Source organism: Acidovorax sp. FG48, from assembly GCF_057809085.1.
The window spans coordinates 310,601-324,844 of sequence record NZ_JBMDJH010000003.1; the positions used below are offsets into that span (position 1 = coordinate 310,601).

10 protein-coding genes and 2 pseudogenes are annotated in these 14,244 nt (G+C 65.8%); all 12 read right to left on the bottom strand.

Annotated features, from left to right (window positions below):
• Positions 1-246: 246 nt before the first annotated feature.
• Positions 247-1,026, bottom strand: coding sequence for a FadR/GntR family transcriptional regulator (locus ACODSU_RS06360; protein ID WP_209817372.1), 780 nt, complete (start codon positions 1,024-1,026; stop codon positions 247-249).
• A 109-nt stretch (positions 1,027-1,135) separates the two neighbouring features.
• Positions 1,136-2,179, bottom strand: a complete 1,044-nt coding sequence (locus ACODSU_RS06365; protein WP_488840913.1) for a patatin-like phospholipase family protein — start codon at positions 2,177-2,179, stop codon at positions 1,136-1,138.
• Positions 2,180-2,309: 130 nt separating this feature from the next.
• A pseudogene (locus tag ACODSU_RS06370) lies at positions 2,310-2,546 on the bottom strand (tRNA-specific adenosine deaminase); the annotation flags it as partial.
• Positions 2,547-2,815: 269 nt separating this feature from the next.
• A pseudogene (locus tag ACODSU_RS06375) lies at positions 2,816-3,049 on the bottom strand (cytidine/deoxycytidylate deaminase family protein); the annotation flags it as partial.
• Between the two features lie 10 nt (positions 3,050-3,059).
• Entirely contained in the window at positions 3,060-3,827 is a 768-nt protein-coding gene (locus ACODSU_RS06380) for an ABC transporter permease (RefSeq protein ID WP_060986854.1), read from the bottom strand.
• Positions 3,828-3,851: 24 nt separating this feature from the next.
• Positions 3,852-4,676, bottom strand: a complete 825-nt coding sequence (locus ACODSU_RS06385) for an ABC transporter ATP-binding protein (protein ID WP_043566088.1) — start codon at positions 4,674-4,676, stop codon at positions 3,852-3,854.
• A gap of 72 nt (positions 4,677-4,748) precedes the next feature.
• Complete coding sequence (locus ACODSU_RS06390; protein ID WP_488840916.1) at positions 4,749-5,780, bottom strand: ABC transporter substrate-binding protein; 1,032 nt, start codon at positions 5,778-5,780, stop codon at positions 4,749-4,751.
• Between the two features lie 282 nt (positions 5,781-6,062).
• Positions 6,063-8,369 (bottom strand): NADP-dependent malic enzyme, encoded by a 2,307-nt coding sequence (locus tag ACODSU_RS06395; RefSeq protein ID WP_488840918.1) that lies wholly within the window; start codon positions 8,367-8,369, stop codon positions 6,063-6,065.
• Positions 8,370-8,546: 177 nt separating this feature from the next.
• The gene (locus ACODSU_RS06400; RefSeq protein ID WP_015012862.1) at positions 8,547-10,034 is read right to left on the bottom strand and encodes a nucleobase:cation symporter-2 family protein; all 1,488 of its coding nucleotides are present in this window, start codon (positions 10,032-10,034) and stop codon (positions 8,547-8,549) included.
• Between the two features lie 196 nt (positions 10,035-10,230).
• The gene (locus ACODSU_RS06405; protein ID WP_108626735.1) at positions 10,231-10,935 is read right to left on the bottom strand and encodes a GntR family transcriptional regulator; all 705 of its coding nucleotides are present in this window, start codon (positions 10,933-10,935) and stop codon (positions 10,231-10,233) included.
• A 38-nt stretch (positions 10,936-10,973) separates the two neighbouring features.
• Positions 10,974-12,254, bottom strand: a complete 1,281-nt coding sequence (locus ACODSU_RS06410) for a C4-dicarboxylate transporter DctA (protein ID WP_488840920.1) — start codon at positions 12,252-12,254, stop codon at positions 10,974-10,976.
• Between the two features lie 195 nt (positions 12,255-12,449).
• The gene (gene ggt, locus ACODSU_RS06415) at positions 12,450-14,237 is read right to left on the bottom strand and encodes a gamma-glutamyltransferase (protein WP_488840921.1); all 1,788 of its coding nucleotides are present in this window, start codon (positions 14,235-14,237) and stop codon (positions 12,450-12,452) included.
• Positions 14,238-14,244 lie beyond the last annotated feature (7 nt).

The window sequence follows — 14,244 nt, forward strand, 5'->3', positions numbered from 1 at the left end:
TGTACTCCTACGGGTTAACCCGCGCGTGCCAGTGCGTGGAGAGGGCGGGTGACGCGCTTTTGAGGCGTTTTGGCGCTCAAGCGCCAGTGCAATATGCCTGAGTAGCTACCAGATATGTAGCAAATCAACAATGTGGCCGGGGCGCAAGCCCCGCCGCCGCCATGCCACAGGCCTCACACGGATGCGTGCTGTGCCGCTGACGCAGACGCGCTCAAGCCCGTCGCGCAGGCATCTCAGCGATGCAGCTCAGAACACCAGCGGCGCGGATGCCGCCACCAGCGGCTGGGCCAGCCGCGCGCCGTCCTGGGCCCAGAACGAAAGGTCGGCCTGCTCGATGCGGGCCAGTGCGTTCTTCATGTGCTGCGCCGCAGCGGCCCGTGCGGCCACGGGGTCGCCCGCCTCGATGGCGCGCACGATGTGGGTGTGCTCGTGGGTCACCGCATCGGCAAAGTCGGTGCGCCGCGCCTCGTTGGCGCGGGTCACACGCGTGGCGCCTTTGAGAAACTGGGCCAGGTAGTCCAGCGTGCTGATCATGAACGGGTTGCCCGCCGCCTGGGCAATGGCGCGGTGGAACAGCACGTCTTCCTCCACCCCGTCACGGCCGGCACGCACGGCGTCGGCGATGTGCTGCATGGCGGCGCGGATGGCGGCAATGTCTTCATCGGTGCGGCGCAGGGCTGCCAGCTCGGCCACCTCGGCCTCCAGCGCACGGCGCACCTCCACGATCTGCATCACCGCCTCGCGCGATGCGGCAAGGGGCACATCAAACTGCAGCGGCTCGATGCCGGGCGCCAGCACATACACCCCGCTGCCCTGCCGTGAGTCCACCAGCCCCAACGACTTGAGGCGCGAGATGGCCTCACGCACCACCGTGCGGCTGACCTGGAACTGCTGCGCCAGCACGGCCTCGGTAGGCAGCTTCTGCGCAGCCTGGATGCGGCCCGCGCGAATCTCGGCCTCCAGCGCACTGGCCACCTGGTCGGAGAGCTTGGCGCTGGGTTTGACGGCGGAGAAGGGCGAAGACATGGTAGGGCGGGCAGTGGGGGCGTGAAGTCGGTGCCGGGTTGTGCTGGCATGCCGGAGCTCAGCTGACTTTACCCGAAGGGCACTACGCCGGAATCGTTGGTTTGCCGCGCTACTTGGGCGCCGGGCAGGAGTCGTCCAGCTTGGCCAGGCCCGCAAGCTTCTGCAGCCGGCTGCGGTTGTCCAGGCAGGCCTGGTACTGCGCCTCGGCCGCTTTCTGCTGGGCCTGCGTCGCCGCCTTGGCGCGTTCGGCCTGCAGCTGGGCCACACGCTCGCGGATTTGCGGCATCACGGCCAGCGCCGCCTTTTCGCCTTCCACGATGGCATTCGCGCGCTGGCTGAAGTCGGCGGCGCCGATGTCCAGCACCTGTGGGCGGACGATCACATCAGCCCGCGCCAGCTCGGCCTGGCCCAGCTTCTGGCCCATGATGGCAATCGACTGGTTGAGCGCGCCCAGCATGTTGCCGGGCGTCTGGCCCCGGGCCTTGTTGGAGATGTCCACGGCAATCACGATGTCCGCGCCCAGCTGGCGTGCGGCATCCACCGGCACGGGGCTCACGATGCCGCCATCCACAAAGTGGTATTTGCCGATGGTGACGGGCTGGAACACGCCCGGCACGCTGCTCGATGCGCGCACGGCCTGGCCGGTGTTGCCGCGCGCAAACACGGTGCGCTCGCCGTCTTCCAGCCGGGTGGCCACGACAACGAAGGGCTTGGCCATCTGCTCCAGCGGCTTGCGGCGCACCTGCTCGTTCACATAGTCTTCGAGCTTCTGCCCCAGCACCAGCCCGCCAGATGACAACTGCAGGTCGCGGATCTTGGCTTCATCCAGCGCCACGGCCTTTTCCTGCATTTCAAACGCGTTCATGCCGCTGGCATACAACGCGCCGACCACGCTGCCTGCGCTGGTGCCCGAGACCACGGCGGGCGCCAGGCCGTTGGCCTCCAGCATCTTGATCACGCCAATGTGCGCAAAGCCCTTGGCCGCACCCCCGCCCAGGGCGATGCCGATGCGGATGGGGGGCGTGGTGGATGGGGTCGCTGCGACCGGGGTGGCATCGCCCGCCGCTGGCTGGGTCGGCGCGGTGCCGCCGCATGCAGACAGACCTGCTGCGGCCCCAAGGGCCAGAAGGCACAAAAGATGGGTCAAGCGCATGCGGTGTGATCCTGCTGTCGTCCAAACGGGGCGGGCAGTATAGCGGCAGGGTGCCGCGGCACCCGTTGATGGTGTCTTTTGCTACTGAAAGAGGAGCTGCTTGCGCTTGATGTACAAGCGCCAGAGCCCGCTACCGCCAGAAGTCGCGGTGCAGGGCCGTGATCTCGTCCTGCAGTGCGGGCACCGGACCCAGTACCTCGGTGGGGCGCTGGCCGCTAGCAAATACCGTGCGGCAGGGCAGGGCCAGGGTGGGGTTCTCGGGGTGGTCGCCCGTCAGGGCGAGCAGGGCGGTTTCCTCAGCGCCATACAACACGCGGCCGATGCCCGCCCAGTAGATGGTGCCAGCGCACATGGCGCAGGGGTCCAAGAACGTGTTCACCATCTCCCAGGGGTCGCGCAGCGGTCTTTGCGGGATGGGATGCAAGGCGCGGTGCGCTGCCAATAGCTCGGCTATTTGCAAGCGCCGCAACGCCGCAGGCCACCCGCAAAGACCACTGCCCGAAGGGTTGGAGCGAAATCGGGCGATTGAACGCCCCGGTTGCTTACATGGGCACGAGCCCATGCAAGCAACCAGGGCATCCACTCATCCCGATTGCGCTCCAACGCGACCCCTGGGAGATGGCGAACACGTTCTCAGGTGGTGACCAGCGTGCACTGGGCCAAGTAGGCGCCGGGGTAGTTGGCAGCCGCCGTGCGCGCCAGCGTGCTCTCGGCGTGGTTCACGGTGTCGATGTTGCCCTGCTCGGCCAGCACCGTCTCGCCGTCGGGCGCGACGAGCAGCGCGCCGAAGGGGTGGCGGCCCATGTCCTTGGCGCGTTGGGCCACAGCGTTGGCGCGGCGCAGCAGCGTGGCTGCCTGGGCTTCGCTCAACGCCGCCGGGTTATTCACCTTGAGAACCCCGGTGCGCCCAGCCCGTGGTGCGTTTTTCGATCCAGCTGAACAGCTCGTACATCACCATGGCCATGGCGCCCACCACCATCAGGCCCGCAAACGCCAGGCCCATCTGCATGGACGAGCCTGCGCTGATCAGCAGGTAGCCGATGCCTTCGTTGGCCGCGGTCATTTCCGACACGGTGGTGCCCACAAAAGCCAGCGTGATGGCGACCTTGAGCGAGCCGTAGAAGTACGGCATGGAGCGGGGCAGGCCCACCTTGGTCAGCACGTCCCAGCGCTTGGCACCCAGCACGCGCAGCACGTCTTCCAGCTCGGGCTCCAGTGTGGCCAGGCCCGTGGCGATGTTGACCATGATGGGAAAGAAGCTGATGAGGAACGCCGTGAGGATGGCCGGGCCCACGCCAATGCCGAACCACACCACCAGGATGGGCACAAAGGCGGCCTTGGGCAGCGCGTTGAAGGCGGTCATCAGCGGGTAGACGGCGGCATAGGCGATGCGCGAACTGCCGATCACAAAGCCCAGCAGCACACCCACGACGATGGCGATGCCGAAACCCGCCATGGTGACCCAGAAGGTGCGCCAGGCATGGCCTGCGATGACGCCGCTGAACTCCACCAGCTGCACGCCGATGGCCCAGGGGCTGGGGAACAGGTATTCAGGGATGCTGAAGGCCGAGCAGATGATTTGCCACAGCAGGATGGTGGCAACGAGCAGGATCCAGGGGGACCAGCGCTCCACGGTTTTCTTGTGCATGGGAATGAGGCGCTTTCTTTGTTCTTATTGCTGGATGGGCGCGCCTGCTTTTCGCAGGGCACCGATGTGGCCGCGCAGCTCGTGCACGATGTCGGTGAACTCCTTGGTGTAGGTCACTTCCAAGTCGCGCGGGCGGGGCAGCTCGATCTCCTTGCGCACCACAAACCGGCCGGGGCTCTTGCTCATCACATACACCGTGTCGGCCAGGAAGACCGACTCGCGCAGGTCGTGCGTGACCAGGATCACGTTGAACTGCTGCTCGGTCCACAGGTCGCGCAGGATGCACCACAGCTCCTCGCGGGTGAAGGCGTCGAGCGCGCCGAAGGGCTCGTCCAGCAGCAGCATCTTGGGCTCGTGGATCAGCGCGCGGCAGATGCTGGCGCGCTGCTGCATGCCGCCCGAGAGCTGCCAGGGGAACTTGTCTTCGTAGCCCGCGAGGCCCACCTTTTGCAGCAGCTTGCGGGCACGCTCTTCGTATTCCTTGCGCTTTTGCTTGAAGTGGCTGCGGTAGGGCTCAACGATTTCGAGCGGCAGCAGCACGTTGTCCACCGTGGTGCGCCAGGGCAGCAGCGAGGGCGCCTGGAAGGCCATGCCCGACACCTTGAGCGGCCCCGTCACCGGCTGCCCGTCGATGAGGATCTTGCCCATCGACGGCATCTTCAGCCCCGTGGCCAGCTTCATGAAGGTGGACTTGCCACAGCCCGAGGGGCCGACGATGGCGATGAACTCGCCGCGCCGCACCTGCAGGTCGATGGCTTCGACCGCAAACTGGTTCTTGGCGCGCAGCTCGTCGTTGTAGGCGAGCCAGACGTCCCGGAAGTCCACAAAATAGTTGTCAGCAGCCTGCATGGAAGTTTTTGTGCTCAGAATGGCCACAAGCGCTAGTGAATCATGCGCTTGCAGCTATCAAATTAATAGTAATTACTTCTTGGGCAGGATGTTCAGCTCGGCAGCGCTGGGCAAGAAGCTGGCGTTCCACACATCGTCGGCGTTCACGCGGGTCTTGGTGTTGAACGCATCGGACACCTGCGACGCCATCAGCGAGAGGCGGCCGGGCTTGAGCTGGCCAAAGCCCTCGGCGCGCGCGTCGGGGCTGTTGATCACGGTGTCGATGGCCAGCTGCAGGCGGCGGGTTTCGAGCGGCACGTTCACGATGCCGTCGCGCGCCTTCACGTATTCGATGGACGCAGCGGGGTTGGCAATGACTTCCTTGGCGCCCTTGGTGAAGGCCGACAGGAACGCCTTGATGGCGCCCGGGTTCTCCTTGATGAGCTTGGGACTGGCGATGATCACGTTGCCGTACAGCTTCACGCCAAAGTCGGCATAGGGCAGCACCACCACGTCGGCAGCCTTGGCGCCACGGGCTTCCAGGTTGAGCAGCGAGGTGAAGGTGAAGCCGGTGATGGCGTCCACGTCACCGCGCACCAGCATGGTTTCGCGCAGTGGCGGGTCCATGGCGGTCCAGGTCACGGCGCCGATGCCGTTGGCCTTCTGGAAGATGGGGAACGCGCGGCGGCCCGCGTCAAACACGGGGGCACCCAGCTTCTTGCCCGCCAGGTCGGCGGGCTTGGTGATGCCGCTCTTTTTCAGCGCCATGACCGATGCGGGCGTGTTGTTGTAGACCACCATCACCGCCACGGGCTTGTTCTGCGCGTCGGGGTTGTTGGCGTGGAACTCCATCACCGCGGCCAGGTCGGCAAAACCCATGTCGTACGTGCCCGATGCCACGCGCTGCACAGCACCGCCGGAGCCGTTGCCCGCGTCCACCGCCACGTCCAGGCCTGCGGCCTTGAAGTAGCCCTTGGCCACGGGTTGCAGGAACAGCGCCGCAGGGCCTTCAAAACGCCAGTCCAGCTGGAACTTGATGGGCGTGGTGGCCTGCGCCTGGGCCAGCGATGCGCTGCCGATCAGAGCCAGGGCGGCGGCGGTTTGCATGAACAGTCTTTTTTTCATTTGGGGCTCCTGTCGGGCAAGGGGAAATGCGGTGAGGGAAGGTGTTGGCCCCATCCAGGGGCCATGCACCTGCAGTCAGCAAAAACGATGCCCGGTTTGCGGATGCGGGTGTTTTGCCGTGCCCCATTGTTCACCGAAGTGGTGCATGCCAGCATGCTGGGTTTCCCGAAATGGTGCGAGTGCGGTGCAAAGGGTTGTCGCACGCATAAAAAAACGGGGCCCAGGGGCCCCGTTGAATCGGTGGGTGAGCTGGCCGCTCAGGGCCAGCGAGGCATAGTGCGCTCAGCGTGGCCGAGTTGCAGCGCTGGCCACGGCCAGTGCCGTCATGTTGAGCACGCGGCGCACCGTGGCGGCCGGGGTCAGGATGTAGGCCGTGGCAGCGGCGCCCATCAGGATGGGGCCCACGGTGACGCCACCGCTGGTGGTGGTCTTGAGCACGTTGTAGAGGATGTTGGCGGCATCCAGGTTGGGGCAGATTAGCAGGTTGGCCGAGTCCGTCAGCGTCGAGTCCGCCATGTAGGCGTTGCGGATGTTTGGCTCCAGCGCGGCATCGCCGTGCAGTTCGCCATCGCACTCGATCTCGGGGTGGGCAGCCACGAACAGGTCGCGCGCCTCGCGCATCTTGCGGGCCGATGCGCGCTTGGACGATCCGTAGCTGGAGTGAGACAGGAAGGCGACCTTGGGCGGGATGCCAAAGCGCTGCACCTCCTGCACCGACATCCAGGCAATGTCGGCCAGCTGCTGGGCCGTGGGGTCTTCGTTCACGTAGGTGTCGGCAATGAACAGCGTGCCCCGGTTGGTCATCAGCGCGTTCAGCGCGGCGTAGTTGTTGGCGCCTTCCCGGCGGCCGATGATGCTGTGGATGCGCTCCAGGTGCGTCTCGTACGTGCCCACCAGGCCGCAGATCATGGCGTCGGCATCACCCAGCGTGACCATCAGCGAGGCGATGATGGTGTTGGACCGGCGCACGGCGGCCTTGGCCACTTCTGGCGAGGCACCGTTGCGCTTCATGAGCTGGTGGTAGTGCTCCCAGTACTGGCGAAAGCGCGGGTCGTCCTCGGGGTTGCACACCTCGACGTCCTTGCCCAGCTGCATGCGCAGGCCGGCCTTGGCGATGCGCGCGGCAATCACGGCGGGGCGGCCGATGAGGATGGGCGTGGCGATCTTGTCGTCGATGGCCATCTGCGCTGCGCGCAGAGCGCGTTCGTCTTCACCGTCTGCGTAGGCCACGCGCTTTTGTGCATCGGGCAGGGCCTTGGCCGCGTTGATCACGGGGCGCATCAGCATGCCGGTCTGGTAGACAAAGCGCGACAGCGTTTCCTTGTAGGCCTCCATGTCTTCGATGGGGCGCGTGGCCACGCCGGACTCGGCGGCGGCCTTGGCCACGGCGGGCGCGATCTTGAGGATCAGGCGCGAGTCGAACGGCGTGGGGATCAGGTAGTCAGGGCCGAAGGTCAGCTCTTTGCCCGCATAGGCGCTGGCCACTTCTTCGCTGATGTCGGCCTTGGCCAGGTCGGCAATCTGGCGCACGCAGGCCAGCTTCATGGCCTCGGTGATCTTGGTGGCACCGCAGTCCAGCGCGCCGCGGAAGATGTACGGGAAGCACAGCACGTTGTTGACCTGGTTCGGGTAGTCCGAGCGGCCGGTGGCGATGATGCAGTCGGGGCGGATGGCCTTGGCCAGTTCGGGGCGGATTTCGGGCTCGGGGTTGGCCAGCGCCAGGATGATGGGCTTCGGCGCCATGGTCTTGACCATCTCGGCCGTGAGCACGCCGGGGGCTGAGCAGCCCAGGAACACGTCGGCGCCGTTGACCGCATCGGCTAGCGTGCGGGCGTCGGTCTTTTGCGCGTAGGCCGCTTTCGATTCGTCGTAGCCACCAGGGCGGCCTTCATAGATCACGCCCTTGGAGTCGCACACAAAGATGTTCTCGCGCTTGACGCCCAGGCCCACCATCACGTTCAGGCAGGCAATGGCGGCCGCGCCCGCGCCCGACACGGCAATCTTGACTTGGTCGATCTGTTTGCCCACCAGCTCCAGGCCATTGAGCAGCGCGGCGCTGCTGATGATGGCCGTGCCGTGCTGGTCGTCATGGAACACCGGAATGTTCATGCGCTTGCTGAGTTCGCGCTCGATGTAGAAGCACTCGGGCGCCTTGATGTCTTCGAGGTTGATGCCGCCCAGCGTGGGCTCCAGCGCCGCGATGATCTCGATGAGCTTGTCGGGGTCGCGCTCGGCCAGTTCGATGTCGAACACATCGACACCAGCAAACTTCTTGAACAGGCAGCCCTTGCCTTCCATCACCGGCTTGCTGGCCAGTGGGCCGATGTCGCCCAGGCCCAGCACCGCCGTGCCGTTGGTGATCACCGCAACCAGGTTGCCGCGCGAGGTGAAGTCAAACGCCTTGGAGGGGTCGGCAGCGATGTCGAGGCACGGGTAAGCCACACCCGGCGAGTAGGCCAGCGACAGGTCGCGCTGGTTGGACAAAGGCTTGGTGGGGGTGACCGAAATCTTGCCCCGGGTGGGGTTGCGGTGGTATTCGCGCGCAGCGTCGCGCAGGGCCTGTTCGGCGGCGGAAATGTTCTGTGTCATGCGGAAATCCTGGAAGTCCTGGGCGGAAAGCAAAAACAAGGGTACCCGATGGCGTGGGCGGCGGACATGCAGGTTTATGCGTATGCAGCATGAAGCCAAAACCCCCTGGCAGCCGTGGCGGACAGGGGGCGGGCCACGCGGGCGGTGGCGGGTTTTCGGCAGCGGGCAGGCGGGATGCTAGTGGGCGTCGGCCTGGCGTGCGGCGTTGACAGCGGCGGAGGTGTCGCGGCTGGCGCCATTGAAGAAAACGTTCAGGGCCACCGCCGTGATCGAGGCCAGGAGGATACCGGATTCGATCAGGGGGTGGATGGCATGCGGCATCCACTGGCGGAAGTTGGGTGCGATCAGCGGCACCATGCCCACGCCGATGGAGACGGCCACGATCATGGCGTTGAAGCGGTTGGTCTTGAAGTCCACCCCGCCCAGGATGCGGATGCCCGTGGCCGCCACCATGCCGAACATCACCAGCCCCGCGCCGCCCAGCACCATGGTGGGCAGCGACTCGACCAGGGCGGCCATCTTGGGCAGCACGCCCAGCACGATCAGGATCACACCACCGGCCACGCACACAAAGCGGCTCTTGACGCCGGTGACGGCCACCAGGCCCACGTTCTGCGAGAAGCTGGTGTACGGAAAGGTGTTGAAGATGCCCCCCAGCAGCGTGCCCAGGCCGTCGGTGCGCAGGCCGCGCGTGAGGGCCGCCTGGTCGACCTTGCGGTCGGTCATCTCGCCCAGGGCGAGGAACATGCCGGTGGATTCGATCATGACCACGATCATCACCAGGGTCATGGTCAGGATCAGGATGGGGTCGAACACGGGCCCGGCAATTTCGAACGGCAGCACCAGGTCAAACCACTGCGCCTTGGCCACCTTGTCGAAGTTCATCAGCCCCATGCCCACGGCAACCACCGCGCCGATCACGATGCCCAGCAGCACCGAAATGTTGGCGATGAAGCCCTTGGCAAACTTGGCAATCAGCAGGATGGACAGCAGCACCAGGCCCGAGATGCCCACACCGGTCAGGTCCGCGTACTTGGGGTTGGGCACCGTAGGCACCACGGCAAAGCCCTTGGGGACCGGCGGCAGCGATGAGCCGGGTGCACCCGCCGCTGCCTGCGCCTCTGCCAGCCATTTGAGGTGCTCGGGGTTGGGCACGCTGGGCGCTGTGGGGCCCACGGGGTTGCCAAAGATCCAGTTGATGCCCACGCGCATCAGGCTGATGCCGATGACTGCGATGATGGTGCCGGTGACCACGGGCGGGAAGAAGCGGAGCATGCGGCTGACCAGCGGTGCGATCAGGATGGAGATCACACCCGCGCCGATCACCGAGCCAAAGATCAGCCCGGCCCCGGCCGTGCCACCCGTGCTCTGCGCCATCGAAATCATGGGCGCCACCGAGGCAAAGGTCACCCCCATCATCACCGGCAGCTGAATGCCAAACCAGCGCGAGGCGCCCAGCGCCTGGATCAGCGTGACCAGCCCGCACACAAACAGGTCGGCCGAGATCAGTTTGGCCACTTGGTCGGGCGTGAGGTTGAGCGCGCGGCCCACGATGAGCGGCACCGCCACGGCGCCCGCATACATCACCAGCACATGCTGCAGGCCCAGCGCCGTCAGTCGCCCCAGGGGCAGGTGTTCGTCCACGGGGTGTACGGGCGGGTTCATGGGTGTCCTTCGGCGGGTTGGGGGTGTGAATACGAAAGGAACACGGGCACCGGATGGTGCACAAATGTCCATACAAAAATCGTATACAAAATGACCGGACGCGCTTATCCCGGTTAACCCTTAGGGACGCAGCAATTTCCCGCCTGCCGTGGTGGAGGCGGTTGGACGGTGGGTGGCCTGGGTGCCTTCGGTGTGGCTAGCCCGGGTCCGTAGCTGCCGCCTTGGTGCGTGGGCTGGTCAGCGGTGCCAGGGACTCCCGCAGCCGGTCGCGCACCAGGGGCTGGCCGGGGTTGAGAGCGCCTTCCACATGGCCGATGTGGGCCAGCATGCGCTCACGGGCCAGGGTGGTGTTGCCGGCCTCCAGTGCCTCGACGATGGCAGCATGCTCGGCGCAGGACTGGCTGGCCGCGTGCTGCGATTGGTAGAGTGATGCGGCCAGCGTGGTGCGCGCCGTGAGGTCGCGCAGGATGTCGCTCAGGCTGCGGTGGCCCATCGCCTCGGCCAGGCAGACGTGGAAGTCTGCGAGCAGAAAGGCGCGGGTGGCAGCGTCCGCCCCTTCGATGGCCTGCTGCTCGTCGGCGATGTGCGCGCGCAGGCGGCGGGTCACGCTTTGCAGCGGTCGGCCCGCATCGGCCAGGATGCCCGATTCGATGATGCGCCGGGCGGAGAACGCGTCGCGCGCATCCTCCACCGAAGGCTCCACCACGTACCAGCCCCGGCGCGAGCGCACTTCCACAAAGCCCCGTGCCTGCAGCTGCATCAGGGCCTCGCGCACCAGCGTGCGGCTCACGCCGAACAGATCGGCCAGCTCCTGCTCGCCCAGGCGCTCGCCGGGCGAGAGTTTTTGCGCGAGGATGGATTCCACCACCTGCTGGGCGATCTGGGTCTGGTTGATGCTCATGGCCGGATTGTCGCGTGCTGCAAAAGTGCTGTGCCTGATCAGGCGCGTGGCATGGGTGGCTCGCGGCCGTCGAGCACGGCATGGGCGCGTTCGCGGTCGATGTCGCCCTCCCACGCCGCCACGGCCACGGTGGCGACGCAGTTGCCAATGAGGTTGCCCAGCGCGCGGGCGATGCCCATGAACCAGTCCACCGACAGCACCAGCACCAGGCCAATCGCCGGAATGGCAGGGATGGCCTGCAAGGTGGCGGCCAGCACGACGATGGCCGAGCCGGGTACGCCGTGTGCGCCCTTGGAGGTGACCAGCGAGATCGCCAGGATGGTCAGCAGGTCGGCCATGGAAATCGGCGTGTTGGTGGCCTGGGCGATGAACACGGCCGCCAGCGTGATGTAGATCGAGAACGCGTCCAGGTTGAACGAGTAGCCGGTGGGGATCACCAGGCCCACGGTGGAGTCGCGGATGCCCATGTGCTTGAGCTTGGCCATGACTTGCGGCAGCACGCTGTCAGACGACGTGGTGGCAAACACCACGGCCAGCTCCTCGCGCAGATAGCGCAGCAGCTTGAACAGGCTGAAGCCCGACACCCGCATGATGAGGCCCAGCACCACCACCACAAAGATGGCCACCGCAGCGTAGAACAGCGCCACCAGCATGCCCAGCTGCTTGAGGGAGCCCAGGCCGTACTTGCCCACGGTGAAGGCGATGGCCCCCAGCACACCCAACGGAGCCAGCTTGATGATCAGCCCCATGGTCTTGAACAGCACATGCGACAGGTCGTCGATCAGGCTGGTGACGCGCGCGCCGCGCTCGCCGATCAATGCCAGGGCGCAGCCAAAAACGATGGAGAACAGCAGGACCTGCAGCACATCGCCGTTGGCAAACGCGCTCACGGCGGTAGTGGGGATGAGCTTGAGCAAGAAGTCGGTGAAGCCGCCCCCGGTGAGCTTGCTGGCGTTCTCGGCGTAGGCGCCCATGGCTTTAGGGTCGAGCGCCTTGGGGTCCACGTTCATGCCCACGCCGGGCTCGAACCAGAACGCCAGCGCCAGGCCCAGCACCAGGGCGATGGAAGTGACGACCTCGAAGTAGATCAGCGATTTGACGCCCACCCGGCCCACCCGCTTCAGGTCGCCCGTGCCTGCGATGCCATGCACCACCACGCAGAACACGATGAGCGGGATCAGCATCTTGATGAGTTTGATGAAGCCGTCACCCAGGGGCTTGAGCGCGATGGCGGTGTCGGGCCACGCAAGGCCCACCACCACACCGGCTATCAAGGCCAGCACCACCTGGCCAAAAAGGGATTTGAAAAACCGGGGCATGCCAACTCCTTCAGTAGCTTTTTTTGAACGCAAATCTTGCATACAAGAAATGTAGGCAAGTCTGAAGAATGACGGTATGAGGGTATGCCCGCATGGGGTTGCCAGAGCCGGCAATAAAAAGGCCACGCCCTTGTGGGGCGTGGCCTCGCAAATGTTGACAAGTACAGACCGCCCGCATGAAGCGGGCGCTGGCAATCAGTAGCCGAGGGTCTTGCCGTCGGGGTTGCGGGGGTCCGAGTAGCCGTACAGCGCGCCGCCACGGATCTGGATGGTCTGCGTGCGGCCCATCGAAGGCTTGACCGCGATGTTGTGGCCGCGTTGCTTGAGCAGGGCAATGGTGTCGGGCGAGAGGCCCTTTTCCACGCGCAGCTCGTCGGGCGTCCACTGGTGGTGTACGCGGGGTGCGGCAGCGGCCTCGGCGGGGTTCATGCCAAAGTCGATGGTGTTGACCACTGTCTGCAGCACCGTGGTGATGATGCGCGCGCCGCCGGGGCTGCCGGTCACCAGCGTGGGCTTGCCGTCCTTCAGCACCAAGGTGGGCGTCATGGACGACAGGGGGCGCTTCTTGGCGGCCACGGCGTTGGCGTCACCGCCGACCAGCCCGTAGGCATTGGCCACGCCGGGCTTGGCCGAGAAGTCGTCCATCTCGTTGTTGAGCAAAATGCCCGTGCCCTTGGCCACGATGCCGCTGCCGAAGTTGGTGTTGAGCGTGTAGGTCACGGCCACGGCGTTGCCCGCCTTGTCCACCACGCTGTAGTGGGTGGTCTGGTCGCTCTCATACGGCTGGGGCTGGCCGGGCTTGATCTCCTTGGCCGGGCGCGCGCGGTTGGGGTCGATGCCCTTGGCCAGCGATTCGGCATAGCGCTTGGAGGTCAGGCCCTTGAGCGGGATCTTCACGAAATCCGGGTCGCCAAGGTATTCGGAGCGGTCGGCATACGCCAGCTTGCTGCTCTCGGCCATGTGGTGGATGGTCTGAGCGCTGTTGGGACCCCACTGGGCCAGGGGCAGTGGCTCCAGCATGTTGAGGATCTGCACCAGGTGCGGGCCGCCCGAGGAGGGTGGGGGCATGGTCACGATCTCATACCCACGGTAGGTACCACGCGTGGGTGCGCGCTCCACCACCTTGTACTCGCGCAAATCCTGCAGCGTGATGGCGCCCGCGTGGGGTGCCATTTCGGCCGCGATCTTCTGGGCGATCTCGCCTTCGTAGAACGCCTTGGCACCCTGCTGGGCAATCAGGCGCATGGACTGCGCCAGGTCTTTTTGCACCAGCGGGTCGCCCACCTTCAGCGGTTCGCCGTTCTTCCAGAAGATGGCCTGGGTGGCGGGCCATTTGCCCATGTTCTTCTTCTCTTGCTGCAGGATCTTGGCGAGCGTTTCGCTCACCGGGAAGCCCCTGTCTGCCAGCTCGATGGCCGGAGCGATCACACGCGACAGGGGCAGGGTGCCCCAGCTCTTGAGCGCGTGCTCCATGCCGGCCACGGTGCCGGGCACGCCCACGGCGTAGTGGGTGTACAGCGACTTGCCGTCCACCACATTGCCCTTGGCATCCAGGTACATGTCCCGCGTGGCCTTGATAGGCGCCACTTCGCGGAAGTCGAGGGCCACGCTTTTGCCGGTCTTGGCATCGTGCACCATCATGAAGCCGCCGCCGCCCAGGTTGCCTGCGTTGGGCAGGGCCACGGCCAGCGCGAAGCCAATGCCGACAGCGGCATCCACCGCATTGCCACCGGCCTTGAGGATGTCCAGGCCGATCTGCGAGGCCAGTTCCTGCTCGGTGGCCACCATGCCGTTGCGTGCCACCACGGGGTGGAACACATCCATGTCGAAGTCGTAGGCTGCGCTGGCGGCTTGGGCCGAGGCGGTCTGCTGTACTGCGGCTACCGGCTGAGCCTTGGCCACCGGGGGCGTGCTGCCGCAGGCGGTGAGGCTGGCCAGGGCCAGCACAACGCTGCCAGCCAGCAGCGTATGGCGAATGTTCATGGGATAT

Bases quoted from the DNA above. Each gene is read 5' to 3' on its own strand.
- ACODSU_RS06395 (WP_488840918.1), bottom strand. From the start codon at position 8,369: ATGACACAGAACATTTCCGCCGCCGAACAGGCCCTGCGCGACGCTGCG.
- ACODSU_RS06365 (WP_488840913.1), bottom strand. From the start codon at position 2,179: ATGCGCTTGACCCATCTTTTGTGCCTTCTGGCCCTTGGGGCCGCAGCA.
- ACODSU_RS06405 (WP_108626735.1), bottom strand. From the start codon at position 10,935: ATGAGCATCAACCAGACCCAGATCGCCCAGCAGGTGGTGGAATCCATC.
- ACODSU_RS06360 (WP_209817372.1), bottom strand. From the start codon at position 1,026: ATGTCTTCGCCCTTCTCCGCCGTCAAACCCAGCGCCAAGCTCTCCGAC.
- ACODSU_RS06400 (WP_015012862.1), bottom strand. From the start codon at position 10,034: ATGAACCCGCCCGTACACCCCGTGGACGAACACCTGCCCCTGGGGCGA.
- ACODSU_RS06380 (WP_060986854.1), bottom strand. From the start codon at position 3,827: ATGCACAAGAAAACCGTGGAGCGCTGGTCCCCCTGGATCCTGCTCGTT.
- ggt (WP_488840921.1), bottom strand. From the start codon at position 14,237: ATGAACATTCGCCATACGCTGCTGGCTGGCAGCGTTGTGCTGGCCCTG.
- ACODSU_RS06410 (WP_488840920.1), bottom strand. From the start codon at position 12,254: ATGCCCCGGTTTTTCAAATCCCTTTTTGGCCAGGTGGTGCTGGCCTTG.
- ACODSU_RS06385 (WP_043566088.1), bottom strand. From the start codon at position 4,676: ATGCAGGCTGCTGACAACTATTTTGTGGACTTCCGGGACGTCTGGCTC.
- ACODSU_RS06390 (WP_488840916.1), bottom strand. From the start codon at position 5,780: ATGAAAAAAAGACTGTTCATGCAAACCGCCGCCGCCCTGGCTCTGATC.